Below are 26,109 nucleotides of genomic sequence, written 5' to 3' on the forward strand. Positions count from 1 at the left end.
CCAAGGTTTCAAGTGTTTTCGGTGCGTTATCGCCTGCTTTTTGCAGGCGATCACCGAATGTTTTTTCCCGACGCAGGGATTATTTTTTCCAGTTGGCCGGCACGTCCCAAACCGGGCGTGTGGCCTCTGCGTGCGCTTCTTGCGCGGTCACGCCGATATCGTCCAGCGCGGCGGCATCCAGTTGCGCCAGCGCGCGGCGCGACCGCCACAGGCCCAGCAGGCTGGCACGGGTCGGGCCGGTCTGTTTGGTGGCTGTAAACAAGGTCGAACGGGCAATTGCATCTAACATTGTCATGAGAGTCTTTCCTTCATATCGAGTCATGAAACATCGGGTTTCCATCAATTCTGTTGATGTATATGCCAATTCATGTAACATTTTTAAAACGAATGTTTGTGCTGCGACATATCAAGGAGCTTGATGTATGAGAAATCTGGACATTACCACGCTGCGGTCTTTCGCCGCTGTCGCCGAAACCGGGGGCGTGACCCGTGCGGCCGGATTCCTGCATCTGACCCAATCGGCGGTGTCGATGCAGCTCAAGCGGCTTGAGGAAACGCTGGGGCTGGAACTGCTGGACCGCTCGGGGCGCACCATCGCGCTGACCTCGGCGGGCGAACAGTTGCTGGTCTACGCCAAACGTATGGTCGCGCTGAACGACGAGGTGATCGTGCGCCTGACCGATCAGGCCTTTGTCGGCCAGATCCGGCTGGGCGTGCCCCACGATATCGTCTACCCGGCGATCCCGCGTGTGCTGAAACAGTTCAACGCCGCTTTCCCGCGGGTGCAGGTGCATCTGATCTCCTGCTACACCAAGGCGTTGAAAGAGGATTTTGGCAAAGGCGAATGCGACCTGATCCTGACCACCGAAACCTATGTGGATGCGGGCGGCGAAACCCTCTGCGTCAAACCCTTGTGCTGGTTGGGGGCACCCAACGGGTCGGCATGGCGGCAACGCCCGCTGAAACTGGCCTTTGGCCGCCATTGCACATTCCGCCCCCGTGTCATCGAACGGCTGGACAAGGCAGGCATCGACTGGGACGTGATCGTGGAAACCGACAGCGACCGCACCATCGAGGCCACGGTCAGCGCCGACCTGGCCATCAACACCATGCTCGAAGGCACCGAACCGCCGCATCTCGAGCGGATCGACCACGGCGGCCATCTGCCCGAACTGCCCGCACAGATGATCAACCTCTATGGGGCGACTACATCAAAAAACGTGGTGCACGATGCGTTGGCGGACCTGTTGCGGCGGTCTTTCGGGGTCGAGGAGCAGGCCAGGCTGCGGGCTGTCTGATGCCTCTTGAAAGGTGAGGTGGCGGGGCAGAAATATACCTCAGGTTGAGCGCGCCGGCGCCCTGTCTGCCAGGTGAAAAGTCCGGCCTTCCGTTCCGGTATGTGCCATCAAAAAGTCAGATTTAACACCGTAGCGCAGTGTAAGTCACTGTCTGTCATGTGCGAATCATGGCAGCAAAAGGGCAGGCAGTGACAGGCTTTCTTTACCTAAGGTCACCTCAACCGCTGGAAGAAGGTCACCCCCGGAAATGACCATTTATTGTGTCCAATTGGTCAAAAACACCTTAAGTTGTATGCCGGGACAGTTGCTTTTAACCGTCAATCACGTATTTTCTTGGCTACAAAACTGTATGTGTGCGGTCCTGAATTTGAGTGCTTCGTTTTCAGTGCGGCGTGTTTTAGGAGGTATCAAGTGGCTCACAAAGTTGACGAGCATGTCGGGAAACGTATTCGCCAGCGTCGCTGGCTGATTGGCATGACCCAGCAAAAACTGGCAGAGATGGTTGGGATCAAATTCCAGCAAATCCAGAAGTACGAAACCGGTGCAAACCGTGTGAGCGCATCCCGCCTTTGGGATATCGGCGAGGCGATGGGCGTCAACGTCGGTTTCTTCTTCGAGGGTCTTGATGGCGCACAAAGCGGATCGGCCGCCAGCCGTTTCATCTCGGGCGACCTGCTCGAGGACAAGGACGCGATGGACCTGGTGCGGTGCTACTACGCCATTCCCCAGAACCAGCGCCGCCGCCTGTTTGAATTGGCCCGCGTTCTCAGCGACGTTGCATAAACCTCTGGGGCAGCCGGACGGATGCACTTGCTTTGCGTCGGGCAAACTGGCACCTCGGCATAATGACACAGATACATGATGCCCTGCTGGACGTGGCGCAACAGATGGCCGATGCGGCCCGCGCGGCGATCCTTCCCCATTTCCGCAACTCCGCGCTGACAGCCGAGAACAAGCTGGACGGCGGCTATGATCCCGTGACCATAGCCGACCGCGCCGCCGAAGAGGCGATGCGCGCGGTGCTGGCCGACCTGCGCCCCGACGACTCCATTCTGGGCGAAGAGTTCGGCACGGTAGATGGCACCAGCGGCCTGACATGGGTGCTGGACCCCATCGACGGCACGCGCGGTTTCGTATCGGGCACGCCCACCTGGGGCGTCCTGATTGCCGTGGGCGGGCCAGACGGCCCCGAGATCGGCATCATCGACCAGCCCTATATCGGCGAACGGTTCATCGGCACACCCCAGGCCGCATGGCTCCACGGCCCCCAGGGGCAGGCACCCCTGCAGACCCGTGCCGCCCGTCCGCTGGCGCAGGCCACGGTCTTCACCACCTTCCCCGAGGTCGGCACCCCCGCCGACGCCGCCGCCTTTGCGGACGTGGCAAGCCGCGCGCGGCTGACGCGCTATGGCATGGACTGCTACGCCTATGCGCTGGTCGCGGCGGGGCAGGTCGATCTGGTGATCGAGGCGGGTTTGAACGCCTATGACATCCAGGCACCCATCGCGCTGATTCAGGCGGCGGGCGGCATCGTCACCGACTGGCAGGGTGGCCCGGCCCACAACGGCGGGCGGGTGCTGGCCGCCGCCAACGCCGATATCCACGCCGAGGCGCTGGCCATCCTGGCGAAACACGCATGACCGAGGTGCTGATACAGGGGGCCGACCACATCCTGACAATGGATGATGACCGCCGCGAGCTTTCCGGTGCCGACATCCTGCTGCGCGACGGACAGATTGCCGCCGTGGGGCAGGGGCTGACCACCACCGGCGAGACGGTGCAGGCACAGGGCTGTGTCGTCACCCCCGGCCTCGTGAACACGCACCACCACCTCTACCAGACGCTGACCCGCGCCGTGCCCGGCGGGCAGGACGCGCTGTTGTTTGGCTGGCTGAAAACGCTCTATCCGATCTGGGCACGCTTCACCCCCGACCATATGTTCACCTCGGCGCAGGTCGGGCTGGCCGAACTGGCGCTCTCGGGCTGCACGCTGTCGTCGGATCACCTCTACCTCTACCCCAACGGATCACGGCTCGAGGATACGATCCGCGCCGCCGCCGAACTGGGCCTGCGCTTTCACCCCACGCGCGGCGCGATGAGCATCGGCGAAAGCAAGGGCGGCCTGCCCCCCGACACCTTGGTCGAGGACGAGGCCGCGATCCTGAACGATTGCATCCGCGTGATCGACGCCTTTCACGATGCCGCCGAAGGGTCCATGTGCCGCGTCGGCGTCGCCCCCTGTTCACCCTTTTCGGTCAGCACCGAGCTGATGCGCGATGCGGCGCTGCTGGCGCGGGACAAGGGCGTGATGATGCACACCCATCTGGCCGAAAACGAAGAGGACATCGCCTATAGCCTCGCAGCCTATGGCAAGCGCCCCGGCGCATATGCGCAGGACCTGGGCTGGGTCGGGCCGGATGTCTGGCACGCCCATTGCGTCAAACTGGACGCGTCCGAGCTTGACCTCTTCGCCCGCACCCGCACCGGCGTGGCGCATTGCCCGTGCTCGAACTGCCGTCTGGGCAGCGGCATCGCACCGGTCCGTGCAATGCGCGATACAGGCGTGCCCGTGGGCCTTGGCGTCGACGGTTCGGCCAGCAACGACGCCGGCAATCTGGTGGCCGAGGCGCGTCAGGCCATGCTGTTGCAACGGGTTGCGAACGGGGCCGACGCCATGAGCGCGCGCGAAGCGCTCGAAATTGCCACCCGTGGCGGGGCCGATGTGCTGGGCCGTCCCGACTGTGGCCGCATCGCGGTGGGCAAACGCGCCGACCTCGCAATCTGGGACGTCAGCGGTATCGAAAGCGCAGGCAGCTGGGACCCGGCGGCGCTCTTGCTGGCGGGACCGACAGCCGTGCGCGACCTGTTTGTCGAAGGCCGCCAGATCGTGCGTGACGGACAGGTCACCACTCTGGACATGGGCGCGGTGATCGCGCGGCAGACCATGCTCGCCCGTCGGCTGCGGGACGCGTTGTAACGCGGCGAAAAGCCAAAGGCACGGTCGCCCCGCGCCGATCAGACGCTCATCGCCAGAACGCGGCTGATCTGGGTCAACCCGCGCCCCGATTGGTCCATCCACGTATCGAACGCACCCTGAACCGCCCGCATCGCCCCTTTCGAGGTCGGGGCCTTGTCCACCACCCCCTCGGCCACCAGCCGCGCCACCACGTCGCGCGACAGGATGAAACTGTCCCGCCCCATGAACCGCATGGCATATTGCCCCGTCATGCCCCCCAACCGCGCCCCGCGCGTCTTGAGCATCTCCAGCAACCCGATGTAATCCCCCGACGGCCAACCGCCCAGCACCGCACCCGCGCCGCCCTCGGCCCGCAACTCCAGCAGAAACGCCGCATTCTCGCGCACCGTGGCCAGCTTCGGTGCGTTGCGCACCACGCCCTTGTCCGCCATCAGCCGGTCGAACCAGTCGTCGTCCATCATCGCACAGGCGCCCACGTCAAAGCCCTTGAAGGCCGCCTCAAAGCCCTCCCATTTGGCCTCGATCACCTTCCAGTTGAACCCGGCCTGAAACACACAGCGCGTCATCTGGGACAGCCAGCGGTCCTCGGGGATCGCAGCCAGTGCCTGCGCAGACAGCGGACCATCGCCCAACATTTCCTCCAGCGCCCCAGCGCCGCCCTTGCGCTCGGCGGCAATGTCGAAAATCTGGTGAAAATCCCGCATCAGTCGCAAATGCCTTTCAGCTCGACTCCGTCCCACGGCATCCGCACATCGCTTTGGCGGCGGTCGGGCAGGGGGGCCACCGGCATCACCTGCGCGATCAGCGCGTGCAGCCGTTTCGTGCGCGGCGCGGTGGGGGCCAGCGCGCGACAACAGACGAATTCCTCGACGATCGAGCCTTGTTGTTCATATCCGTAATCGCCAAACTTCGGATTGCGCTCCAGATCGAACAGATAGGGATCGGCCCCGCGTTCATGCTCCGACGCGGCCTTCAGCGGGGAATACCCCGTGGTCTTGCGGTTCTGCCATTGCCACACATGCGTCAGCTCGTGGCTCAGCAGCATCGCCGCGATCAGGCCGATCTTGTCGGGGTAGTCCGGCAGGTAATCGTCCAGATACCAATCCTCGTCGAACAGCACATGGTTGAACAGGGTGACCGCCGCAGGCTTGGCCGTGACCATCGCCGTGGTCGGCGGCGGCAGGATCAGCTCGCGACAGGTCGTGCGCGGCCGCGCCTTGCGCTGAAAGGTGACCGAGCGCGTCGGCGCACCGTTCACCAGCCGCACCTTGGACGTGTCCAGCCCGGTCCCCAGAATGGTGTTCGAGAACGCCACTTCCGTCGGCGTCATCGGCCGACCACAAGCGGTCAGCAGCAGCAAAAAGGCGATTACAATGCGTGTTCTCATGCCCCAACTAAGGCGGCATTCGTGACCGCGGGCAAGGGGGTAAACCGCCCGCCGCCTTACTTTTTCTTGACGAACTGGGTCAGGATCACGATGCGCTGGCCCTCGACGCGGCCCTCGATGTGTTCGGGGTTGTCCATGACCAGCGAAATCCCCCGCACGGGCGTGCCGCGTTTGGCGGTGAAATTCGCGCCCTTCACCGGCAGGTCCTTGATCAGCACCACGTTGTCGCCCACGGCCAGCGGCACCCCGTTGGCATCGCGGTGGCCGGTGTCGGCAGGCACATCCTGCGCCCAGGCCAGCGTGTCCTCGTCCAGATACAGCATGTCCAGCGCATCGCGCGCCCAGTCGGTGTCCAGCTTTTTCAGAATGCGGTACGCCAGCACCTGCACGGCGGGGTCCTCGGACCACATGGTCGACGACAGCGCGCGGAAATGGTCGGCCTGCGGCGCGTCCAGCTGTTCGGCGCAGGTCGCACAGATCGCCACGCGGCCCGTGGGGCCACCGGTCACGGTGGTGTCATTCAGCGGCGCGTCGGTGTCACACAGGGGGCAGGGCATGGCGGTCTCCTCTTTTCCCTCGCTCTGCCACGGATCGCAGGGCAGGGACAGGGGAATGCCCGCCCGCGCCGTAAAAAGATGACCCATCAATTATCTAATGTGTCGTTTCAGCCCGCACGCTTCGCGAAAGTGGCCGTCGCCAGCGCGATATCCTTGCCAGACGGGTGTGCCGTCAGCGTGCAGCGCGTGAATATCGTGCCCTTGCCAGCCCGCGTGACCTCGGCCCGCGCGGTGATGCTGTCGCCGCTGCCGGGGCGCAGGAACTGCGTGTCCAGCGTGACGGTCGACACCGGGATCATCGCGCCCGCGTGCCCCATGCACGCCAGCACCATCGCGGTATCGGCCAGCGTCGCCATGACCTGCCCCGACACAATCCCGCTCGCCCGCGCAATATCAGCGGTGATCGGGATGGTCAGCGTGCAATGCTCCGCGTCAATCGAGGCAACGCGCGGCTGCAAGGCCAGCACCCAGGGGGCGAACATGGTATCAAGGATGTCTTGGGCAGCGGTGGGGGTCATCGGGGGTGTCCTGTGGTGGGGTTCCTTAGTTGAATTTTTCGATCGACTGTGCAACATTGGGTGAAATTTCATTTAAGTGTATGTAAAAAATAGTAAATTTCATTAAACTTGCTTGTGCAAAGATTTTTTATTTGAAGTGTCGCTTGCTTTCATCTTTTATCTTTGTAGCGTATGATTATCTTAGCAACCACGGCATCCAAATTATTTTCTTAGAGGGCTATGATGAGCAGCAAGGGTCAGCACGTTGTCCCGAATGGCGGAAAGTGGAGCGTTCGTAAAGCGGGTGCTTCGCGTGCGACAGGGACGTACTCGACTCAAGGCGAGGCAATCCAAGAGGCACGCAAAATAGCAAAGAATCAAGGATCTGAACTCTACATCCACGGAAGGGATGGTCGAATCCGCGAACGGGATTCTTATGGTAATGACCCAAAACGTTCTAAAGGATAACATTGCCTAGTTACGATTTTGAAAATTGCGTTTTTATTAACTGCCCATTTGATGAAGACTTCGCTCCAATTCTTCAAGCAATGATGTTTTGCGTGGTTTATTTTGGCTTGACGCCTCGATTAGCTTCTGAACGCAATGATAGTGGCGAAAATAGGCTCGAAAAAATTCGTGGACTTATCGAAAGCTCCAAGTATTCAATTCATGATCTGAGCAGATGCCAAGCCAAGCATGTTGGAGAACATTTTCGTCTTAATATGCCTTTCGAATTGGGCATAGATTTTGGCTGTCGCCAATATTATGGCAGCGGTCGTCAAACTAAGAGATTTCTCATCCTCGAAGAAAAACAATATCGATTTCAAGCCGCTCTTTCCGACATTTCAGGTTGCGATATCAACGCATACGGAGACGACATACAACTTGCACCGCAGAAAGCGGTCAAACATGTTAGAAATTGGCTGGTTTCAGAGGCGAGCGTGGAGCCAGTCGGTGCAAAGAGGGTTCTTGGGAAATACGCTGATTTCCAAGAGTGGTATTGGGAAAAGAAGCGGGAACAAGGTGCTAGTGAAGATGAGATAACAGAGTATCCAACAAGTGAACTGTTATCAGAAATGTTCATTTGGATGGAGAGTGGCCAACCCGTTTAAACATCCAGCTCCTCAACAAACCGCGCATTGTCCTGGATATACTCGAATCGCAGCTCCGGCTTCTTGCCCATCAACCGCTCGACCAGATCGCCGGTCTGCCCCGGCTCGTCCTCGTCGATGGTCACCCGGATCAGCTTGCGCGTGGCGGGGTTCATCGTGGTGTCCTTCAGATCCTTCGCGTCCATCTCGCCCAGACCCTTGAACCGCGACACGTCGATCTTGCCGGACCCGCCCAGACCCTTCTCCAGCCAGACATCGCGCTCGGCCTCGTCCAGACAATACACCCGCCGCGACCCCTGCGTCAGCCGGTACAAGGGCGGGCAGGCCAGATACAGATGCCCCGCATCAATCATCGGGCGCATCTGGGTGAAAAAGAACGTCATCAGCAGCGCCGCAATATGCGCCCCGTCCACGTCCGCATCGGTCATGATGATGACCTTGTCATAGCGCAGGTCATCGACGTTGAACTTCGCCCCCAGCGACACGCCCAACGCCTGAGACAGATCGGAAATCTCCGCGTTCGACCCCAGCTTTGACGACGCCGCGCCCAACACGTTCAGGATCTTGCCCCGCAGCGGCAGCAGCGCCTGCGTCTTGCGGTCGCGCGCCATCTTGGCCGACCCGCCCGCGCTGTCGCCCTCGACGATGAACAGCTCTGTGCCCTCGCGCGATTTCGACGAACAATCCGTCAGCTTGCCGGGCAGGCGCAGCTTTTGCGTCGCCGTCTTGCGCGAGGTTTCCTTCTCCTGCCGCCGCCGCAGCCGTTCCTCGGCGCGCAGCACCAGGAAATCCAGGATCGCGCCCGCCGATTTCGTATCCGCCGCCAGCCAGTTGTCGAAGTGGTCCCGGACCGCGTTTTCCACCATCCGCTGCGCCTCGACCGTGGCCAGGCGGTCCTTGGTCTGGCCCACGAATTCCGGCTCGCGGATGAAACAGGACACCAGCGCACCGGCACCGGCCACCAGATCCTCGCGGGTGATGGTCGCGGCCTTGCGGTTGTTCACCAGCTCGCCGTAAGCCTTGATCCCTTTCAGGATCGCCGCCCAGAACCCGGCCTCGTGGGTGCCGCCCTCGGGCGTGGGCACGGTGTTGCAATAGGACTGGATGAAGCCGTCGCGCGCGGGCGTCCAGTTGATCGCCCATTCGACCTTGCCCGGCACCTTGAACTTTTCAAACGACACCGATCCGGCGAACGGCGCCTCGGAATATGTGCTGGCCCCGCCCATCGCTTCTTTCAGGTAATCCGCCAGACCGCCGGGAAAGTGGAACTTGGCCTCTTGCGGGGTCTCGCCGTCGTTGATCGCGGTTTTCCAGCGAATCTCGACACCCGAGAACAAATAGGCCTTGGACCGCGCCATCTTGAACAGCCGCGCGGGTTTCAGCTTCAGCGAGCCGAAAATTTCCGCATCCGGGTGGAACGTGACCGCCGTGCCGCGCCGGTTGGGGGCGGCGCCGATCCGCTCCAGCTTGCCCTGCGGGATTCCGCGCGAGAACTCCATCGCGTAAAGTTCCTTGTTGCGCGCCACCTCGACCCGCAGATGATCCGACAGCGCGTTCACCACCGACGAGCCAACCCCGTGCAGACCGCCCGAGGTCTCATAGCTGTCGCCGGAAAACTTGCCGCCCGCGTTCAGCGTGCAAAAGATGATCTCAAGCGCCGATTTCGTCGGGTCCTTGGGGTGCGGCCCGGTGGGAATCCCCCGCCCGTTGTCGCGCACCGACACATGGCCGTTCTCGTGCAGCTCCACCTCGATCCACGTGGCATGTCCCGCCACCGCCTCGTCCATCGAGTTGTCGATGATCTCGGCCACCATATGATGCAGCGCACGGTCGTCCTTGCCGCCGATATACATGCCGGGGCGCAGGCGGACGTGTTCCATGTCCTCCAGCACCTGGATCGAGGAGGCATCATAATCCGAAGCGGGTTCGGACCCGGACAGAAGGTCGCTCATAGGGGCTGCTCACTTTTTTATACTTGGCGGGTATAATGGCAGAGCAGGGCGGATGACGAAAGAGGGAAGAGACCATGCGCCGCAAGCAACCGCTGCGCGCACATCACGCGGGCAGGCAGGGCGGCCCAATGCCCGGACACAACGCGCCGCTAGACCGGAAAATTCTCGTCTTCATCCGCGTCCTCCCCCGACAGCCACGCCTCCGCCGCATCCCCCTGCGCCAGCGCAAAGCTCTTGATCTCCAGCGACGGAATCACCTTGCCCTCGATCTCTGCCGTCGTCCGCAGCCACGCCACATCCGACAGCACCGCACAGCGGTCAAACCGCATCACCGCCGCCATCAAACTTGGCACCCGCACCAGCTCTGCCGCCCAGGCCCCCATCGTCGGCATCTCGAAACGTTCGATGGCAAACAGCATCTGCCCGTTCCTGACATCCTCAGACGCGGCGATGATCCGGTCCAGCGCATCGCCCATCATCTCGGAATCCAATGGACCGGACAGAATGACATCGACACGGTTGGCCGCCGGCTTGGTCACAGTCATCATGGTATCAGGCCTTTCTGTTAGGTGGACAAGACAGGCACGTTGCCCTGTCGTTGCACGGGGGCGCAGGGCAGGGCGTCACCCGCAGCATACCACAGCGGCCCCGCGCGCAACCACCGCCGAAACCGCATCGGCATCCCCTTGCCTGCAAGCGGACATCTGCCGACTTGGGCCTGTCGCGCAGGGCGGGGGCCATTGCGCGCGGAAAAGCCGCGCGGCGCTCTTGCCTGCGCGCAGGTATTGCTGAAAGATTGCCCCGCAATCAGAACAAAAGCCATAGCGCAGGGACGCCCGTGAATTTGCAGCAGTGGAACTCCACAGGACGGATCATCGCCATTCTGGCCAGCCTGGCGGTGCTCGCCGGGTGCGGCGGTCGTGACACGCGGACAGCGGCCCCCGCGGCCGAGGTCGAATGCCTGGCACGGGCCATGTATTTCGAATCCCACCGCTCCAGCCGCGACGGCATGATCGCGGTCGGCACCGTGGTGATGAACCGCGTGGGCTCGGATGCCTTCCCCAATACCGTCTGCGGCGTGGTCGGCCAGCCGAACCAGTTCGCCCCCGGCGTGATGACCAAGACAATGTCCGGCCCCTCTGCCACACTCGCCAGAGAGGCGGCGCTGTCGGTCTACGCCGGCGAAAGACACCCCAAGATCGAACGCGCAAAGTTCTTTCACGCGGCGTGGTATCAGACCTCCTACAACAACATGCACTACGTGGTGACCACCGGCGGCAACGCGTTCTACGAAAAGCGCCGCCCCGAGGATGTGACCTCGCCGTTCCCGCTTCCGGCGTTCCAGGGCTAGGGCGGGCGACACCCGCGAAAAAAATTTGAAGCCGCGCGGATTAAACCCCGCCGCGGCTCCGTTACTCTCATATGACACAGGCACCCTTTCCTCAGGCGATCACGAACGTGATGGGCGATTTGCGCCGGTTCGCGATGATGCTGACGCGTGATCCGGCGATGCGTGACGATCTGGTGCAGGAAACGGTGCTGCGCGCGCTGGAAAACCGGGACCTGCTGAAGGACCCCGAGGGCCTGCGCGCATGGCTGTTCCAGATCATGCGCCGCCGCCTGATCGACCTGCGCCGCACCGCACAGGCGCGCGCAGGCCGCGAGGACGCCTTGCAATGGATCAAGGACGACCACCAACCGGCGATGCAGGACATGCAGGTCCGGCTGGCCCAGATCCGCGCCGCCTTTGCCCATCTGCCCCCCGACCAGCGCCGCGCCCTGCAACTGGTGGCCATCGACGGGCTCAGCTGCCGCGACGCCGCCGACCTCGAAGGCATCGCCATGGGCACCCTGCTGTCACGGCTGGCCCGCGCCCGCCAGCGCCTGCGCGCCTTTGAAAACGACCCCGCCATCGAAATGGTGAAAGGACCCAAACCATGACCGATCACAACGCGCCGCAGGATCAGACCGCTCTGCGCCCGGACCTGATGCTGGACTTTGCCAACGACACGCTGGACGTCGAGGACCGGATCACCGTCGCCCGCGTGCTGGCCGACCAGCCGCAGGCCGCCGCCGAAACCTTTCGCCACATCGCCGAACGCGAAGAGCTGCTTCTGGCGCTGGGCCTGCGCAAGGTGCTGGGTGACTACCCGACGCTGCCGGGACCGCTGCCGACAGCGCCCGAACCCAAGGCGTTCAGCCGGATGGCCGTGGGCTTCGGCTTTGGCGTCTCGCTGGCCTCGGTCGTCCTTGTGGCGGGGCTGACGCTGCTGCCTTTCGCGACCAGCCCGCGCGCGGGCGACGACCTGATCGGCGAAGCCCTGCGCGCCAACGCCCTGGCCGAACTGCGCCTCAACATGGCCTCGATGGACGAAGACACTTCGGTCGATCTGGCCGAAATCAAACGTCTGGCGGGCCTGTCGCTGCCCGGTCACCCCGCGACATGGGTCCTGCGCGACACGCAGGTGATCCCCTCGGACAGCGGCGCGTCGGTGCTGATGACATTCGACGCAGGCGCCGACGGCATGGTGACCCTCTATGTCGCACAGGCACAGGACGACGCCCCCCACGCGCCCAGCCGCCTGACACTGGCCGACGGCAGGGGCGCATGGTTCCGTCACGGCGGCGCCGATTATGTGCTGATCGGCCGCCAGGCCCGCGACCCGCTGGACGACGACGCCACGCAACTGATGGCCTCGTTCACACCCGCGTAATTTCCGCTTCCCTCTCACGGACCGCTGCCATGACCCTGAACTTCAAACACTGCACGTTTTCGCGCCTACCGGGGCACGCCAAATGGCACTGGTTCCACTGGTGGAAGCCCTGGCACCCGCCGCATTGGGGCGGCGGCAAGGATGACTGCGATCCGGTGCCCTGCTTTACCCCCGGCACGCGCGTCTACACCCCCGCAGGCAGCATCGCCGTTCAGGACGTGCGGCCCGGTGACCATCTGTTGACCCGTGACAGCGGCATGCAACAGGTGGTCTGGGTCGGACGGCGCACATTGTCCGCCGCGGAAATCGCCGCCGAACCGGCGTTGGCCCCGATCCGCATCGCACGCGGGGCGCTGGGCGATGACCTGCCATGCCGCGACATGCTGGTGTCACCCCAACACCGCTTTCTGGTGCGCGGTCCCGGTCTGGCGGTCGCGTTCAGCGAACCCGAAATGCTGGTCCCCGCAACGGGTCTCAAGGCCCGCAAAGGTGTCACACAAATCGCACCTGACATCGGCGTGAGCTACATTCATCTCCTGTTCAAACGCCATGAAATCGTGCTATCTGATGGCCTGTGGACCGAAAGCTTTCAGCCTGCCGCGCGCATGGTTGATGGCATGGAACGTCGCGTGCAAACCGAACTGCACAGCCTGTTTCCCTGCCTGCGCGACCCTGACAGAGACAGGTCCACACAAACTGCATTTGCCTCTGCCCGTCCTACATTGAAACCCAGGGAAATGCTGGCCGCATTCGAAATCGGCTAGGCAGTGTCCCGTCAGGAGACCATCATGAAATCTCTCGTGCTTGCCGCGCTTGTCGTCGGCACATTCACCGCGCAGCCTGTGTTGGCGGCCGAAAGCGGCCGATCAGCGCTGGGCGCGCAACAGCCCATCCGCATCGCCTGCTACCGCGGCCCGCTGCAGGCCACGATCTGGGACGCCCCCGAAGGCCACTTTGTCCAGGACCTGGTGGATTTCGGCTATGACTTTGCCAACGCCGACGCCATCGCGCGGTCGGTCTGCAAGGACCAGAGCCTGATCGGACACAGCGAGCTGCTGAAAACCGCACTTCTGGACAAAATGCGCCAGTCCCCACCGCGCGGCAAATTGCTGCGCTGATACGAACGGCGAAACCGCCTGCGCGCCATGTCCCACCGTCGCGCGCAGGCGTGGTGGTGGGTTACAGTTTCACCGGAACGCAGGCCCGTGCGCCCAGACCGTCAACGAATGGCGCACGCCGCTGCGCACCGGCGTCACCTGGTGCAGCATAAAGCTGGGGAACACGGTCACACAGCCCTGCGCGCGACTGGCCTCCAGCACCTGCGCGCCCGGCATCACCTCCAGCGTGCCGCCTTCGTAATCCTCGGGCTGCGACAGTTGCAGCACCAGCGTCAGCTTGCGCTTGGCCGAGATCGGCCCGCCGCCAATGTCCGAATGCCACACGAAATGCCCCGCCGCACTGGCGCGGTAGATCGCCACCTGCGGGCTTTCCTCGAAGGCCGTCAGGTCAAACCCAAAGTGATCGCGGTTCGCCACCCGCACCAGATCAATCAGCCGGTCCATCACCCAAGCCAGCCCCTCGACCTCGTCGGTCCACACCAGATCGGCACTGCGCATGTTGTGGTCCCGGTTGCGCCCGACCAGCAGGGCGGGGTCACTGGGGGCTTGCGATATCGCAGCCACGATCGCGTCGCATTCGCCGACGCTAAAGGCCTGCGGAATCGTATGCATGGAAAGCATTCTTTGGATCTTTCAAAAGGGTGCGCCGGCCCCCGAAACAGGGCCAGACAGGCGGTCGCGCATCATAGCACCGCGCCGCATCCCTGTCCGAAAATTCGATTGTCCCGAGGGGGGCAGACAGGCGAAATCCTGCGCGTGTTTGGGGGGTTACGTAAGCTGGACGTCGCGCGTGGGAGTTTGTGAACCAATGGGCCGCGATGCGGGCAGGGCGGTCATTCGGCAGGCTGGATGGTTTCCCCCTTCCGGGGCTCGCCTCGGTCGACCCGCACACCGTCTGCCCGATAGTGCGTGAACTGCGCCGGCAGGCCCTCACCCTGGCCCAGCCCCGGTTGCGTCTGCATGTGAAAATGCAGATGCGGCTCGGACGAGTTTCCGCTGTTCCCACACAGGCCGATTTCCTGACCCGCCGTCACGACATCGCCTTTCGCAACGCGAAGGCTGCCGTGCTGCAGATGCGCAAGGAACCCGTATTCCTCGTTCCCGAAATCAATGACGACATGGTTGCCGACCGGGTTCGCCGGGTCGGACGCGCCGATGGCCTGATCCGGCAGGCCATCGACGGCCCCCACCACGACACCCTCCGCAGGTGCCAGGATCGCCTGTCCCCAGCAATGGTAGCTTTCCAGCTGCGACGGATCGCCCGAATGGCTTTGCCCATCCCGCATGACCAGCAGGTCCAGGGCAAACCGCTGCCCCACATCCACGGCATGGTAATTGTCATCGATGTCGCGTCCGCCCCAGTAAACGAACCAATCTCCATCGACCGGCAGCCGCAGCGTCGCCCTGGTCTCGTAATCCAGAAACGGGCTCGGTGCGGCGACGGGCTTGGGTCTCAGGGAGAATCCCGCGATCCGTTCCGCGTCGTCGAAGACGATGACAAGCTCCAGCGGCTCCGATGTCTCTGTCCAGCGCGAGACACGCGTATAGACATCGTGGCGCGCCTGCACGTCCGTGCGTTCGGTCAGGATGGCGTCTTCGTTTCCGAAACCGGCCAAAAGGTCGTCACGCAACGCGGCCAGGTTCTGCGCCGATCCAAAGCTCTCCTGCATCTCCGGCGTCAATGCCGACCAGATTGCACCCACATCCCCACGCAACAACCGCTCCGCCGTCCGCTGCCCTGCCGACATCGGATCAGCCTGTGCGGCGACCGACAGGCCGACCAGAGCCAAGGTCGCAGCGAATACGCGAATCATGTCTTTCTCCGTCTTTGTCTGATCGCACCCTCGGCCAGATACGAACCGCCCGCAACGCGCCGGTCGGTCCACTGAGCGGGTCGCTGCGCATGCAATCTCGGCCTGGCTTGGCTATGGCCGACTGCGCTGTGCCGCCGCAAGTCCGGTTTGAACCCACGTTCACCGATGCTGCAAAGGGCACGGACGTCGGCGTTGCGGAATTTGCGTTTCACGCATCTCCCGGTTCCTTAGGACTTTTGGTTTTCAGGACCTTGTGCATCAGCGCGACGAATTGGCGTTTTTCATCTTGGGTGAGACCAGCAAGCCGTACCGCATTTTCGTCTTGCGCCGCCGAAATGGCCGGCCCTCGCAACGCGCGAGCACGATCGGTCAGCCAGATGCGCTGGACCCGTCCATCGTTCGAATCCTTTTTGCGAACAACCAAACCATCCCGCTCCATACGCGCCAATGTATTGGCCATTGTCGCCTGCTCGATATCAAGCCGATCAACGAGCTGCTTCTGCGTCAGCCCGTCAGTGTCCCAAAGCTCCAGAAGTGCGGGGAAAGTGCCGGTGGTCAGGCCCAGCGGCTTGATCCGCGCGGCCAGCCCCTTGGCGAAAACGCGCGCCATGTGGTTTGCGAGGTATCCCGCCGACTGATCCTTCGCAAATGACATGACGCTTCATACCACTTGCATAGCTTGCTATTCAAGTGATAAATAGCTTGCTATATAAAAACGATGTCGAGGAAATTTGTCATGTCCAAGTTAATTCATCCAATTGCGGGTACCGTTGCACTGGTAACGATCCTGAGTTTCTGGCTCGCTACCGTTTGGTCAGAAGCATTTGCCGGAGAGCAGGCGGTCAGAATGGTCAAAACGTTGGTTCCCTACGGCTTCTTCATCCTGGTTCCTGCCCTGATGGCAGCGGGCGGTTCAGGTTTCAGCTTGGGGAAACACATGCGTGGCCCGTTGATTGTGGCCAAGAAAAAGCGAATGCCAATCATTGCGGCCAACGGCTTGCTCATCTTGATACCTTCAGCGCTGTACCTCTCCTTCAAGGCGCGAACCGGCGCCTTTGATATGGACTTTTATGTGATCCAGGCGATCGAGTTGATCGCCGGTGCCGCCAACATCACCATGTTGAGCCTCAACATGCGCGATGGACAGCGGTTGTCGCGCAGACGGGCAGGGCACCCTGACGCCAATGGCGCATGATGTCTTTCATTGAGGTGGAACAGACCAAAACGGGCCTTGATCTAATCCCCCGAGCGGCAGGTCAGAGCCCTTTCCGCAATCCCCCGCGCGGATTCAAGACCGCAGGCCGCCGCGCATCATGCCCAAGGCATGTCTTCGACATGACGGGCCGCCCCACGGCGCGGCGATTTGGCTTCTGTTGCGCGTGACCGATAGCTCGGATGTGCTTGGCTGCCATAAAGTGCCAGACACCAAGGTCCGATCGCCGCACATCGGCCCGACGATGCGCGGCTTAGCACTCCAATTCAAACGGCAGCAAAGTCCGCACCTTACCAGTTCATGCGCTGCGCAGCGAATGTCACCTATCGCAATTTCGATCCGGCAGCGGCGCGTCCGCTTCGGGCTGGGAGCAGTCATCTGCTGCGGCAGGCCCGAAAGTCGGCTCTGGGCCGTTCGCAGCAGTCGACCGCTGTCAGCCCAGCGCACGACCCAATGCGTCGCCGCATTACACCGTCGCGCCTTTCTTGCCGGAACGGCAAGATGTAGCGCTTGTCCGGTGTTGGCTTCGATGTCAGAACTGCCATTGCGTCCGTCGTCGATTGAAAGGCACGTGATATGTATCTTCTAACAATTGCTGGGATATGGGCGATTGCAGCGGCCACACCCGGACCGAATTTCTTCGTGGTTGCACAGTCGGCACTCTCAGGAAGCCGCATGGCGGCACTTGCGGCAGTTGCAGGCGTCGCCACCGGAACATTGGTCTGGGGCTTTGCAGGGTGGCTCGGAATTAGCGCCATGTTTTCTGCCGTGCCCACGACCTATCTCCTGCTGAAGCTGGGGGGCGGTGCCTATCTGGTTTTTCTCGGTGTGCGGCTGCTTTGGTCAACCCGCAGCTCGTCAACCTCGCGCATCGCCCGATCCGCGGTGAAACCGGTCGAGATCGGCGGGGCATATCGGCTTGGGCTCATGACGAACCTTGCCAATCCCAAGTCCGCCATTTTCGTGACAAGCATCTTCGCGACGGCGTTGCCCATCGATGCCGCCTGGACAGATGGGCTTGCCGCGGTGTCCGTCATGGTCATGGTGTCCGTCGCCTGGTATGCTCTGGTCGCTCTCGTCCTCGCTCGTCCCGGTATCAGTTCAGCTTATCTCAGGGGACGCCGAGTTATCGATGGCATCACGGGCCTGTTTTTCGCGGGGTTCGGTTTCCGGCTGTTGCTGTCGCAAAAATAACCGTTTTCGGGCACGTTCGCTTTGTCCGCACAGTCGAACTTCGACCCTCAACACGTATCGCATTTGCAGCCAGGGCAGCTTTGGCTGGCTGCGCGGCAGCAACGCAGTGCGATCCTGAAGGTCGCCTAAGGGCCACAAGCGCCGACACAGAAGTGCCGCGCCGACCTAGTTCGGAAAGAAGGCCGCAAACCCGCCTTTCACCGCGATCTGCGCAAAGGCCCGCTATGCCATCCTATCTCGGGTGATGAGGTGCAAACCAAGGTCATCCGGCGCACCCACAGCCTAAACCTGCTCCAGCCAATCCAGAACCACACCGGCAATCTCATGTGGCTTCTGGTGGAACAGCCAGTGGTCCGCATCGGCAATCTCCACCCGCGTGAGGTCCGGCGCGTATTCCTCCAGCCCCTCGGTCGCCTCGGGCATCAACGCCACATCGCCCGCCGCCCAGATCAGCAGATGCGGACAGCGCACCTGCAACCGCGCCACCTGCATCGGGCGCAGATCGGTCACCGGCACCCCCGGATCGGCCACCACCAGGGGCGAGGCGCGATACCAGTTGATCATCCCGCGCAGCCGCCCCGGACGCCCCCAGGCTTCCTTGTACCGCGCCAGCACGTCGCCCTTCAGCCATGACATATCCATCTTGGCCGAGAACAGCGCGATCAGCTTCTCAAAGTCATTGGCCGCCAGCCGGTCCTCGGACCCTTCGGCGCGCAGATAGTTGATGTATTGCGACGCCTCGGACTGCCTGCCACCCTTGGCCATCTCGCGCTGAAAGGGGGCGGGGTGCACCCCGTTGGCAATGATCAGCCGCGACACCAGCTCCGGGTCCATGAACGCCAGCGCATAGGCCACCCCGGCGCCCCAGTCATGCCCCAGCACCGTCACCGGCCCGTCGTCACCGATCAGCGCCACCATGTCCGACACCAGCGCAGACGCGGTATACGCCCCCACATCCGCCGGTGCCCAACTGCGCCCGTATCCGCGCTGGTCGGGGGCGATCACGTGATACCGCTCGGCCAGCAGCGGGGCAAAGTCGTCCCACGCGCCGCCATATTCGGGAAACCCGTGCAACAACAGCAACCGGGGCAGGGCAGGGTCGCCCCAGGTGCGCACGTAAAACGGCTGCCCATTCAGATCGCGCATCCCCGCCTGCATGGTCATTCTCCCTTGGCCTTGCTCTCGAACCGCAGACCGGCGGCGGTGCCTGCCCTGAACCCGGTCCAATAGGTATGCTCATCGGTCGGCTTGCCCGCATCATCCAGCGCCACAACCCCGTCGCCCGACACCGGCACAAGGTCGAAATACGCGGCCTTGTCCACCGCACCCTTCAGATGCACATCCATGAACGCCGTGGCAAAATGCTGGGCGATGTTGTTCATCCGGTTGGTGTCCCAGACCGCATCCGCGTAATGCTCGAACGGCGCATAGCCCAGCCCTTCGTCGATGCCCCAGCTTTCGCGGGGTGCAGGCATCGGCGCGGCGGCATTGTGGCCGGCATTGTCAAAGGTCAGCAAATGCCGGTCCGTGCCGGTGGTGCCGTCGAAAATGCCCCGGATCGCCTCATAGACCGATGTGTCGTCCACGCTGCCTGCCATCAGCATCAGCGGCTTGCGGAACCCCGCCAGCCCTTGGGCATCCCAGAACCCTGTGTTGTTGCCCCACGGCCCGATGGCAATGATCGCCTTGACCCGGTCATCCACCAGCGCCTCGTGGCTCTCCGACCCCGCCAGATGCGCCGCCAGCAACCCGTTCGGCGTGCCCCAGCTGTATTCCGTCGACGCCTGTGTCACACCCGCACCGCCAAAGATCATCGCCCCATAGCCGCCCATGGAATAGCCGATCACGCCAACCGTATCGCCATCAATGATCGCGCCCAGCGGCCCGTTCAGCGACGCCATCGCGTCGATGACGAACTTCTGGTCAATGGGCCGGTTCAACAGGGTCGACCCAAACGCGCCCTTGTCGGAATAGGTGCTGTCGGTGTGGTCGATCGACACGGTGACATAGCCCTTGGACGCCAGGTTCTCGCCCAGATGGCTCATCAGGAACCGGTTGCCGGGATAGCCGTGGCTGATCACGATCAGGGGAAACAGCGCATCCTCCACCGGTGCCGCATCGCGCGCCGCGCGCCCCGTCAGCGTCGCCTGCCGTTTGCCGTCGCGCAGGGTGGTGACATATTCGCCCCCCGGCGCGGTGCCTGCGGCGGCGGGATACCACACTTCGACCGTCAGCGGGCGGTCATAGGTGGGGGCGTTGTCCGCCGTGGTGTTCAGGATGTCGACCTGTCCCGCATGGGTAAACTCCAGCGTCTGCACGCCGATCACATGGTCACCATAAGGCGCCAACTCAGGCGCATCGGGACGGATCTGGTCAATCGGGTTGGCACACAGCATCCCGGCGGCGCCCATGCCGGCAAGCCCCAGCGTCACGGATTTCAAGGTGGTGGTCATGACAGGTCTCCCTCTCTGTCTCGTCCCGAAGCCGAGGGACCATACCCCAAGCCCTGATGCGCCGCCATCGGCTGACGCGCCGTCACTGTGACAAGGGGCCCCGCAGCGATCAACCCGTGACCTTACGGCCAAAGCAGGTGTGAAGCCGCGCGCAGATCCGCCGGAACGCGGCCAAAGCCACGCGGCCGGCGGCGTGCCGGACCGCGATGCCGGGCTTTGGTGCACCGGCGCTGTCCTGCGCAACAGCCAACCGCCCGCCTGCCTTTGATAGGGGGGCAAACCCGCATCCCGATTGGCGGTTTTCGGCACATCGTCATGGCAAAGAAACTGGACGCAGCTTTCAACCTATGGGATACTGAAACAGCACTGCACAACTTCAAGAAATAAATTCACCGCGGCAGGCTCCGAAGGCAAGCAGGTTCGTTATGGCCTATAATATCAGTGAAACCTCCGGCAATTCCACGGGAGGCGCGTCCACCGGTTATGACAAGTGGACCTTCAACGTGGCCTTTTCCGATGCCACCGTCCGTGGTGATTTCAACGAAGACGTAAATCAGGACGGCATCAGCGACGGCGAAGCCTCAAGCTATCAGTTCTCGGCCCTGAGCACGAACAAATACGGCACGCTCAGCTTTAACACCCGCACCGGCCAGTTCACCTTTACCATCAACCAGGCGGCGGTCATCGCATCGGGGTCCAGCCAGACCGTCGAATTCACCGTCACCGGCTTCCGCGGCTTGAATTCGGACGCGGATCGCGTGGTGATCAACATCGCCATCTGCGTCCTGCGCGGCACCCGCATCGACACCGCACAGGGGCGCGTGCCGGTCGAGGATCTGCAAGTGGGCGACCGGGTGCGCACGCTGGATTCAGGGCTGCAACCGATCCGCTGGCTTGGATCGCGGCGGCTGACCCGGCGCGATCTGGACCGCGCGCCCGACCTGCGCCCGATCCGGCTGGCCGCAGGGGCCTTGGGGCCGCGCTGCCCGGATGAGGCGCTGGTGGTCTCGCCACAGCACCGCGTGCTGGTCACCGGCTGGAAGGCCGAACTGCATTTCGGCCAGCCCGAAGTGCTGGTCCCCGCCAAAAGCCTTGTCAACGATCTGGACATCACCATCGCCCATGATCTGGACGATGTGGAATATTTTCACGTGCTGTTCGACCATCACGAAATCATGGTGACCAACGGCGCCCCGACCGAAAGCTTTTTCCCCGGCGACTATGTCATGGACGCCTTCGACCAGCCGGTGCGCGACGAACTGGCGGCGCTTTTCCCGGCGCTCTTTACCGATCCCGCAGGCTTCGGCCCCGCTGCCCGGTCCTCGGTCAAGGTTGCCGAGGCCGCCGTTTTGCGCCCCGAGGTCCACTGATGCCCACCCTGACCGACACCGCAGGCGTGGCCCTGCCCGAAAGCGAAACGCCAACAGACGCCAGGTTGCGCGTCTATGGCGATTTCCTGTTCCTGGCCTTTCGCAGCGACTGGCACCAGCGCATGACCATGGCCAACCTGCGCTCGGCCTTCGAGACACCCCTCGCACTGGACCAATACCGGATCTTCCGCTTTGACGGCGTGCCGCGCGGGCTGATCACATGGGCGTGGATGAGCGCCGAGGCCGAGCGCAAATACGTGTCGGGCGCGCTGCTCGACCCCGAGGACTGGCACTCGGGCGACCGGCTCTGGCTGATCGACATGATCGCGCCCTACAAGGGGCTGGCCGCCAGCATCACCCGCTGGGTCATGGTGCCGGGCCAGTTCGCGGACACGTCCTTCCGCTTCCGCCGCGTAGGCGCCGACCAGACCACCCGCAGGATCGTGACAATCGACCTGACCCGCCCCGACGACAAGGCACGGGTGGTCTCCGAGGCCGCATTTCTTGAGGGTGGTGGGTAAGAGGGCAGGGTCGGCCACAAAGCCGCGCATCGCAGGGCTGAGGTGCGGCGATGCGGGACAAGATGGTTATCCACCAAAGCCCGGAGTCAAGGTGCGCAGCACCGCCGGGCAGCGCCCGACCGCCCCATGGGCGGGCGCTTCCTCACCGTATTGCGGTTCATCACCCACACGCCAAAGAATAGAAATAAAGTGGCACCCACCAACCTCATGATGCCCACCCGCGGTCGGGCGCTGCCCTGTGTGGCGCCGTTAATTTGCTTCCTCAACGCAAAGCCGCACAAAACCCCTGTATCCGCGTGCACGCCTCTTTCAGCGCCGCGTCCGACGTCGCATAGCTGACCCGGAAATTCGGGCTCAACCCAAACGCCGCACCAAACACCACTGCAACGCCGGTTTCCTCCAGCAGCGCCGTGGCGAACGCCTCGTCATCGACAATCTTGACCCCGGCAGGGCTGGTCTTGCCAATCAACCCGGCAATCGACGGATAAACGTAAAACGCCCCCTCCGGCACCGGGCAGGAAACCCCCTCGGCCGCATTCAGCATCTCGACCACCAGGTTGCGCCGCCGCACGAATGCCGCGTTGTTCTCGGCGATGAAATCATGCGGCCCGTTCAGCGCCTCGACCGCCGCCCATTGGCTGATCGAACAGGGGTTCGACGTGGATTGCGACTGCACCTTGCGCATCGCCCCGATCAACTCTTGCGGGCCTGCCGCATACCCGATCCGCCAGCCGGTCATCGCATAGGCCTTGGACACCCCGTTCACCGTCAGCGTGCGGTCGTACAGACGCGGCTCCACCTGCACGGGGGTGCAGAACTCGAACCCGTCATAGGCCAGATGCTCGTACATATCATCCGACATCACCCAGACATGCGGATGCCGCATCAGCACATCGGTCAGCGCCTTCAACTCGTCCCGGCTGTATCCCGCGCCCGTCGGGTTCGACGGCGAGTTGAACAGGAACCACTTGGTCCGGGGCGTGATCGCCGCCTCCAGCTGGTCCGCGGTCAGCTTGAACCCCGTCTGCAACGACGCCTCGGCCACCACCGGCGTGCCCCCGGCCAGCAACACCATGTCGGGATAGCTCACCCAATAGGGCGCAGGGATCACCACCTCGTCGCCTTCGTTCAGCGTCGCCATCAGCGCGTTGTACAACACCTGCTTGCCACCCGAGGACACGCTGACCTGCGCGGGCACGTAATCCAGCCCGTTGTCCCGCTTGAACTTGGCGCAAATCGCCTGCTTCAGCTCGGGGATGCCATCAACGGCCGTATACTTGGTCTTGCCCAGGGCAATCGCCACCACCGCCGCGTCCTTGATGTGCTGCGGCGTGTCGAAATCCGGCTCCCCGGCACCCAAACCGATGATATCCCGCCCAGCAGCCTTCAATTCCGCCGCCTTGTTTGTTACGGCTATGGTCGGAGATGGCTTGACGCGCTCGAGTGTCGTTGAAAGCAGTTTCATCTGAGCCTCGCAGGTCTGGGATTATACCGGGACTCATATGCGCGGGGCGATCCGCGTTCAAGCACGTTAACAAAGAGGGACATGACATGACCGACGACAGCACAGACTGGTACAGCCAGGACGCCGCCACCTTTGGCGACCGCGTGGCCGCCGCCCGCGAAGCCGCAGATCTGAGCCAAAAGGAACTGGCCCGCCGCCTGGGCGTGCGCCTGTCCACCGTGCGCGGCTGGGAAGACGACCGCTCAGAGCCCCGCGCCAACCGCCTGTCGATGATGGCGGGGCTGCTCAACGTGTCCATGATGTGGCTGATCAACGGCGAAGGCGACGGCCTGCCCGCCCCCGACGAGGACCCGCTGCCCCGCGACATGCGCCTGCTGCTGGCCGACCTGCGCACCCTGCGCGCCGACCTGGTGGCCAAGGCCGAACAGGTCGCCCGCATGGAGAAAACCCTGCGCCAGATCGTACAGGAAACCCCCGATGTCTGAACGCCACGAACACCGCCTGAAACGGCTCAAGATGCGCTCCATGCGGCGCGGGATCAAGGAAATGGACATCATCCTGTCCGCCTACGCCGACGACACGCTGCACACGATGGATGACGCCGCACTGACGTTGTATGACGACATGCTGAACGAGAACGATCAGGACCTGTACCAGTGGGTCACGGGACAGGCGGAGGCGCCCGAGCGGTTCAGAGCGCTGATCGGGCGGATTTCGCTGCAGTTTCAGGGGGAGACGGGGTAGGGGGGGGGACCAAGCTGCCTTCCACCAAAGCCCGGATTCAAGGCTCGAAGAGCCGCCGGGCAGCGCCCGACCGCCCCATGGGCGGGCGCTTTCTCACCGTCTTGCACTTTGTCACCCGCACGCCAAAGCGGATAGATAAAGTGGCATGAACCAAGGTATCGGCGCCCACCCGCGGTCGGGCGCTGCCCTCGTGTGGTTGCTCAATAAGTGCTCACAGCAGGCTCGTGCCGGAGTACCAAGCGGATTTGTTGGCTTGCAGGCCTCGGCGAGACCAACCGGATGACTGGTTTCAACCCTTGCAAGACAATCGCCCCCGGGGCGCAGCATGCTGTCGGGCATAGACGGGAAGGGCGGAATGCGGACATTCGCTGCGGTTGCAATGTCAAATTGTCGACCTGAACCAAGCGGTCGTTCAAGACATGCGCATTCCTTCCTCACCTTGGATCGTCGTCATGCGGAAAGCATGCCCTGAGTATGATATTCTGCTTAGCAGTCCCAAGATCAAGGTTCGCTGGGTCGGCTTTCCAACTTTCGCTACACCCGCGAAATTAGATTGGCTTGAAAGCTAGAACCAACAACAAGGGCGTATAGGGTTGAAAAATTTAGATAATGCGATAAATTCAATTGCGAAAAGTAACCCACTTCATTCTCTCGCTGACACCTTTGGGAGGGAGCACTTGGGTAAGTTTGGGTTGGATTAAATGAAGAAGTTAGTTGGTAAAATAATTTCTTTGTCGTTGAAGCCAGGTTTGGTTTATGGCGTTTGCACTCATTCTCTCCAAAATGAAGGAGAGATCATACTTCTATATGACAAGATTTTTTCTCACCCACTACGTGATCCCGAAGCAGAACTGGCTGGCTTAAGTATACGCACTGCACTAAAATTTCCCTTAAGGTATCTCCTAAAAGAACCCGAAATTAATATAGTTGGGGAGAGAGATTTAACAGACGATGAGAAAAAATTACCTGTTTTCAAATCTCCGGGCATTGCTAAAGCCGGAGAACTTCCTAATGGCTGGTGGTTAGTTGATGAAGAAGATGAAATTTGGGTGGACGCGCTTTCACACGAAATGGCTTACTATCCTAATGATGGCATATACAATCTCCCCGCTATTTCATATCTTTATGAGAACAACCTATATCCATATTCAGAACACTTTTTGAAGAGAGGCCCGTTGAATTTCAGCCTCTCTCAGGTTTAGAATTGAGATCTGCTTTGCCCCCAGTCGTCCCTTAGTCACAACGAGAGTCCTTGAAGAAGAGCGGCTAACTACGACACCAGCCTTCCGTAAATACGGCGATTATCTTCCTCTATGGTAAAGGTCTGTCCAAGCACGCCTCGAAGAATATCTTTGACACGATATTCTGGAACACCAAGGTCAACCAAGCGAGCTATCGAAGGGGTTTCCGTTTCGAAAGAAAATTCCGAAAGCTGACATTCGGGCGTCCGCAGCGAAAGCTCGCTAAGTCCCGCACTGCTGACCTTCGGCAAACAAAAAATGCTGCACAATGTGTCGAAGATCTGCTTCGGGGAAGCCGCATCGCAGCGCTTGGACATCTGGCCAACGGCTGCTTTGGGCCTTTCGCCCTATAAAGGCGGCCCACTAACCACGACTTTGCAAAACCATCGGTAATCCCCCCGTTTTTGCGGGGGCTTGGTCGTAGAATTTACGCGGCCATTCTCAGTTTCTGGGCGGGGGTCATCCCGCCGTTGCCCATGTTT

The 26,109-nt window shown here is 62.1% G+C and carries 32 protein-coding genes; 18 read left to right on the top strand and 14 right to left on the bottom strand.

Going from position 1 to position 26,109, the window contains the following annotated elements; genetic code table 11:
* Positions 1–79 precede the first annotated feature (79 nt).
* Entirely contained in the window at positions 80–295 is a 216-nt protein-coding gene (locus tag BUC08_RS11645; RefSeq protein ID WP_037923620.1) for a YjiS-like domain-containing protein, read from the bottom strand.
* Positions 296–422: 127 nt separating this feature from the next.
* Here BUC08_RS11645 and BUC08_RS11650 point away from each other — a divergent pair, with 127 nt between their 5' ends.
* The 4 genes from BUC08_RS11650 to BUC08_RS11665 all read left to right on the top strand — a co-directional run bounded on the left by BUC08_RS11650 (position 423) and on the right by BUC08_RS11665 (position 4,275).
* Complete coding sequence (locus BUC08_RS11650) at positions 423–1,298, top strand: LysR family transcriptional regulator (protein WP_037923617.1); 876 nt, start codon at positions 423–425, stop codon at positions 1,296–1,298.
* A 411-nt stretch (positions 1,299–1,709) separates the two neighbouring features.
* Complete coding sequence (locus tag BUC08_RS11655; RefSeq protein ID WP_037923615.1) at positions 1,710–2,081, top strand: helix-turn-helix domain-containing protein; 372 nt, start codon at positions 1,710–1,712, stop codon at positions 2,079–2,081.
* A gap of 62 nt (positions 2,082–2,143) precedes the next feature.
* Complete coding sequence (gene hisN / locus BUC08_RS11660; RefSeq protein ID WP_073194209.1) at positions 2,144–2,938, top strand: histidinol-phosphatase; 795 nt, start codon at positions 2,144–2,146, stop codon at positions 2,936–2,938.
* Positions 2,935–4,275, top strand: a complete 1,341-nt coding sequence (locus BUC08_RS11665; RefSeq protein ID WP_037923613.1) for an 8-oxoguanine deaminase — start codon at positions 2,935–2,937, stop codon at positions 4,273–4,275. The genes hisN and BUC08_RS11665 overlap by 4 nt, the downstream gene beginning before the upstream one ends.
* Before the next feature lie 38 nt (positions 4,276–4,313).
* On the opposite strand, the gene BUC08_RS11670 is transcribed toward BUC08_RS11665, so the two are convergent.
* The 4 genes from BUC08_RS11670 to BUC08_RS11685 all read right to left on the bottom strand — a co-directional run bounded on the left by BUC08_RS11670 (position 4,314) and on the right by BUC08_RS11685 (position 6,737).
* Positions 4,314–4,979 carry a DNA-3-methyladenine glycosylase I gene (locus tag BUC08_RS11670; RefSeq protein WP_037923610.1) on the bottom strand — a complete coding sequence of 222 codons (666 nt, stop codon included), beginning with the start codon at positions 4,977–4,979 and terminating at the stop codon, positions 4,314–4,316.
* Positions 4,979–5,662, bottom strand: a complete 684-nt coding sequence (locus BUC08_RS11675) for a hypothetical protein (RefSeq protein WP_037923608.1) — start codon at positions 5,660–5,662, stop codon at positions 4,979–4,981. The genes BUC08_RS11670 and BUC08_RS11675 overlap by 1 nt, the downstream gene beginning before the upstream one ends.
* A 56-nt stretch (positions 5,663–5,718) precedes the next feature.
* Complete coding sequence (locus BUC08_RS11680; protein ID WP_037923606.1) at positions 5,719–6,219, bottom strand: alkylphosphonate utilization protein; 501 nt, start codon at positions 6,217–6,219, stop codon at positions 5,719–5,721.
* A gap of 107 nt (positions 6,220–6,326) precedes the next feature.
* Positions 6,327–6,737, bottom strand: coding sequence for a PaaI family thioesterase (locus BUC08_RS11685; RefSeq protein ID WP_037923604.1), 411 nt, complete (start codon positions 6,735–6,737; stop codon positions 6,327–6,329).
* 222 nt (positions 6,738–6,959) lie between these two features.
* Here BUC08_RS11685 and BUC08_RS11690 point away from each other — a divergent pair, with 222 nt between their 5' ends.
* Both BUC08_RS11690 and BUC08_RS24330 read left to right on the top strand, forming a co-directional pair.
* Positions 6,960–7,184 carry a DUF2188 domain-containing protein gene (locus BUC08_RS11690; RefSeq protein WP_073194230.1) on the top strand — a complete coding sequence of 75 codons (225 nt, stop codon included), beginning with the start codon at positions 6,960–6,962 and terminating at the stop codon, positions 7,182–7,184.
* Positions 7,185–7,186: 2 nt separating this feature from the next.
* On the top strand, positions 7,187–7,828 hold the full coding sequence (locus BUC08_RS24330; protein WP_073194211.1) for a hypothetical protein: 642 nt from the start codon (positions 7,187–7,189) through the stop codon (positions 7,826–7,828).
* Here the strand turns inward: BUC08_RS24330 and BUC08_RS11700 are convergent.
* Positions 7,825–9,780 carry a DNA topoisomerase IV subunit B gene (locus tag BUC08_RS11700; protein ID WP_037923602.1) on the bottom strand — a complete coding sequence of 652 codons (1,956 nt, stop codon included), beginning with the start codon at positions 9,778–9,780 and terminating at the stop codon, positions 7,825–7,827. The two genes, BUC08_RS24330 and BUC08_RS11700, sit on opposite strands and share 4 nt — an antisense overlap.
* A 149-nt stretch (positions 9,781–9,929) precedes the next feature.
* Positions 9,930–10,328: a SpoIIAA family protein gene (locus BUC08_RS11705; protein WP_037923599.1), complete on the bottom strand. Its 399-nt coding sequence runs from the start codon at positions 10,326–10,328 to the stop codon at positions 9,930–9,932.
* A gap of 290 nt (positions 10,329–10,618) precedes the next feature.
* On the opposite strand from BUC08_RS11705, the gene BUC08_RS11715 reads away from it, so the two are divergent.
* The 5 genes from BUC08_RS11715 (at position 10,619) to BUC08_RS11735 (ending at position 13,612) form a co-directional block, all read left to right on the top strand.
* Entirely contained in the window at positions 10,619–11,131 is a 513-nt protein-coding gene (locus BUC08_RS11715) for a cell wall hydrolase (protein WP_073194213.1), read from the top strand.
* Between the two features lie 71 nt (positions 11,132–11,202).
* The gene (locus BUC08_RS11720; RefSeq protein ID WP_037923594.1) at positions 11,203–11,721 is read left to right on the top strand and encodes a sigma-70 family RNA polymerase sigma factor; all 519 of its coding nucleotides are present in this window, start codon (positions 11,203–11,205) and stop codon (positions 11,719–11,721) included.
* Positions 11,718–12,494, top strand: a complete 777-nt coding sequence (locus BUC08_RS24605) for a hypothetical protein (RefSeq protein WP_037923591.1) — start codon at positions 11,718–11,720, stop codon at positions 12,492–12,494. Before BUC08_RS11720 ends, BUC08_RS24605 begins: the two co-directional genes overlap by 4 nt.
* 29 nt (positions 12,495–12,523) lie before the next feature.
* The gene (locus BUC08_RS11730; protein WP_051694069.1) at positions 12,524–13,258 is read left to right on the top strand and encodes a Hint domain-containing protein; all 735 of its coding nucleotides are present in this window, start codon (positions 12,524–12,526) and stop codon (positions 13,256–13,258) included.
* A 24-nt stretch (positions 13,259–13,282) separates the two neighbouring features.
* Positions 13,283–13,612, top strand: a complete 330-nt coding sequence (locus BUC08_RS11735) for a hypothetical protein (protein WP_037923589.1) — start codon at positions 13,283–13,285, stop codon at positions 13,610–13,612.
* Positions 13,613–13,681: 69 nt separating this feature from the next.
* On the opposite strand, the gene BUC08_RS11740 is transcribed toward BUC08_RS11735, so the two are convergent.
* From BUC08_RS11740 to BUC08_RS11750, 3 genes are all read right to left on the bottom strand, one after another.
* Entirely contained in the window at positions 13,682–14,233 is a 552-nt protein-coding gene (locus BUC08_RS11740; RefSeq protein WP_037923586.1) for a 2OG-Fe(II) oxygenase, read from the bottom strand.
* Between the two features lie 212 nt (positions 14,234–14,445).
* Positions 14,446–15,426 carry a M23 family metallopeptidase gene (locus BUC08_RS11745; protein WP_037923583.1) on the bottom strand — a complete coding sequence of 327 codons (981 nt, stop codon included), beginning with the start codon at positions 15,424–15,426 and terminating at the stop codon, positions 14,446–14,448.
* Between the two features lie 208 nt (positions 15,427–15,634).
* Positions 15,635–16,081: a MarR family winged helix-turn-helix transcriptional regulator gene (locus BUC08_RS11750; RefSeq protein WP_037923581.1), complete on the bottom strand. Its 447-nt coding sequence runs from the start codon at positions 16,079–16,081 to the stop codon at positions 15,635–15,637.
* 81 nt (positions 16,082–16,162) lie between these two features.
* On the opposite strand from BUC08_RS11750, the gene BUC08_RS11755 reads away from it, so the two are divergent.
* Positions 16,163–16,621 (top strand): hypothetical protein, encoded by a 459-nt coding sequence (locus BUC08_RS11755; protein ID WP_037923578.1) that lies wholly within the window; start codon positions 16,163–16,165, stop codon positions 16,619–16,621.
* A 594-nt stretch (positions 16,622–17,215) separates the two neighbouring features.
* Positions 17,216–17,833 carry a LysE family transporter gene (locus BUC08_RS11760; protein WP_037923575.1) on the top strand — a complete coding sequence of 206 codons (618 nt, stop codon included), beginning with the start codon at positions 17,216–17,218 and terminating at the stop codon, positions 17,831–17,833.
* A 282-nt stretch (positions 17,834–18,115) separates the two neighbouring features.
* On the opposite strand, the gene BUC08_RS11765 is transcribed toward BUC08_RS11760, so the two are convergent.
* Positions 18,116–18,997, bottom strand: a complete 882-nt coding sequence (locus tag BUC08_RS11765) for an alpha/beta fold hydrolase (protein WP_037923573.1) — start codon at positions 18,995–18,997, stop codon at positions 18,116–18,118.
* A complete protein-coding gene (locus tag BUC08_RS11770) occupies positions 18,994–20,286 on the bottom strand; it encodes an alpha/beta hydrolase family protein (RefSeq protein WP_037923571.1) in 1,293 nt (430 codons plus the stop codon). Before BUC08_RS11770 ends, BUC08_RS11765 begins: the two co-directional genes overlap by 4 nt.
* A 425-nt stretch (positions 20,287–20,711) precedes the next feature.
* On the opposite strand from BUC08_RS11770, the gene BUC08_RS24170 reads away from it, so the two are divergent.
* Together BUC08_RS24170 and BUC08_RS11780 are read left to right on the top strand one after the other, a co-directional pair.
* Positions 20,712–21,656 (top strand): Hint domain-containing protein, encoded by a 945-nt coding sequence (locus BUC08_RS24170; RefSeq protein WP_081855337.1) that lies wholly within the window; start codon positions 20,712–20,714, stop codon positions 21,654–21,656.
* The gene (locus BUC08_RS11780; RefSeq protein WP_051694064.1) at positions 21,656–22,177 is read left to right on the top strand and encodes a toxin-activating lysine-acyltransferase; all 522 of its coding nucleotides are present in this window, start codon (positions 21,656–21,658) and stop codon (positions 22,175–22,177) included. Before BUC08_RS24170 ends, BUC08_RS11780 begins: the two co-directional genes overlap by 1 nt.
* A 262-nt stretch (positions 22,178–22,439) precedes the next feature.
* Here BUC08_RS11780 and BUC08_RS11785 read toward each other — a convergent pair whose 3' ends face one another.
* Complete coding sequence (locus BUC08_RS11785; protein WP_037923569.1) at positions 22,440–23,642, bottom strand: pyridoxal phosphate-dependent aminotransferase; 1,203 nt, start codon at positions 23,640–23,642, stop codon at positions 22,440–22,442.
* A gap of 86 nt (positions 23,643–23,728) precedes the next feature.
* Here BUC08_RS11785 and BUC08_RS11790 point away from each other — a divergent pair, with 86 nt between their 5' ends.
* The 3 genes from BUC08_RS11790 (at position 23,729) to BUC08_RS24340 (ending at position 25,588) form a co-directional block, all read left to right on the top strand.
* A complete protein-coding gene (locus BUC08_RS11790) occupies positions 23,729–24,127 on the top strand; it encodes a helix-turn-helix domain-containing protein (protein WP_037923567.1) in 399 nt (132 codons plus the stop codon).
* Complete coding sequence (locus tag BUC08_RS11795) at positions 24,120–24,386, top strand: succinate dehydrogenase assembly factor 2 (RefSeq protein WP_037923565.1); 267 nt, start codon at positions 24,120–24,122, stop codon at positions 24,384–24,386. The genes BUC08_RS11790 and BUC08_RS11795 overlap by 8 nt, the downstream gene beginning before the upstream one ends.
* 701 nt (positions 24,387–25,087) lie before the next feature.
* A complete protein-coding gene (locus tag BUC08_RS24340) occupies positions 25,088–25,588 on the top strand; it encodes a hypothetical protein (RefSeq protein ID WP_143186721.1) in 501 nt (166 codons plus the stop codon).
* A 68-nt stretch (positions 25,589–25,656) separates the two neighbouring features.
* Here the strand turns inward: BUC08_RS24340 and BUC08_RS24345 are convergent, their stop codons facing one another.
* On the bottom strand, positions 25,657–25,944 hold the full coding sequence (locus tag BUC08_RS24345) for a hypothetical protein (RefSeq protein WP_143186722.1): 288 nt from the start codon (positions 25,942–25,944) through the stop codon (positions 25,657–25,659).
* Positions 25,945–26,109: the final 165 nt, after the last annotated feature.

The sequence above is a fragment of the Pseudosulfitobacter pseudonitzschiae genome, from assembly GCF_900129395.1.
Lineage (GTDB): Bacteria > Pseudomonadota > Alphaproteobacteria > Rhodobacterales > Rhodobacteraceae > Pseudosulfitobacter > Pseudosulfitobacter pseudonitzschiae.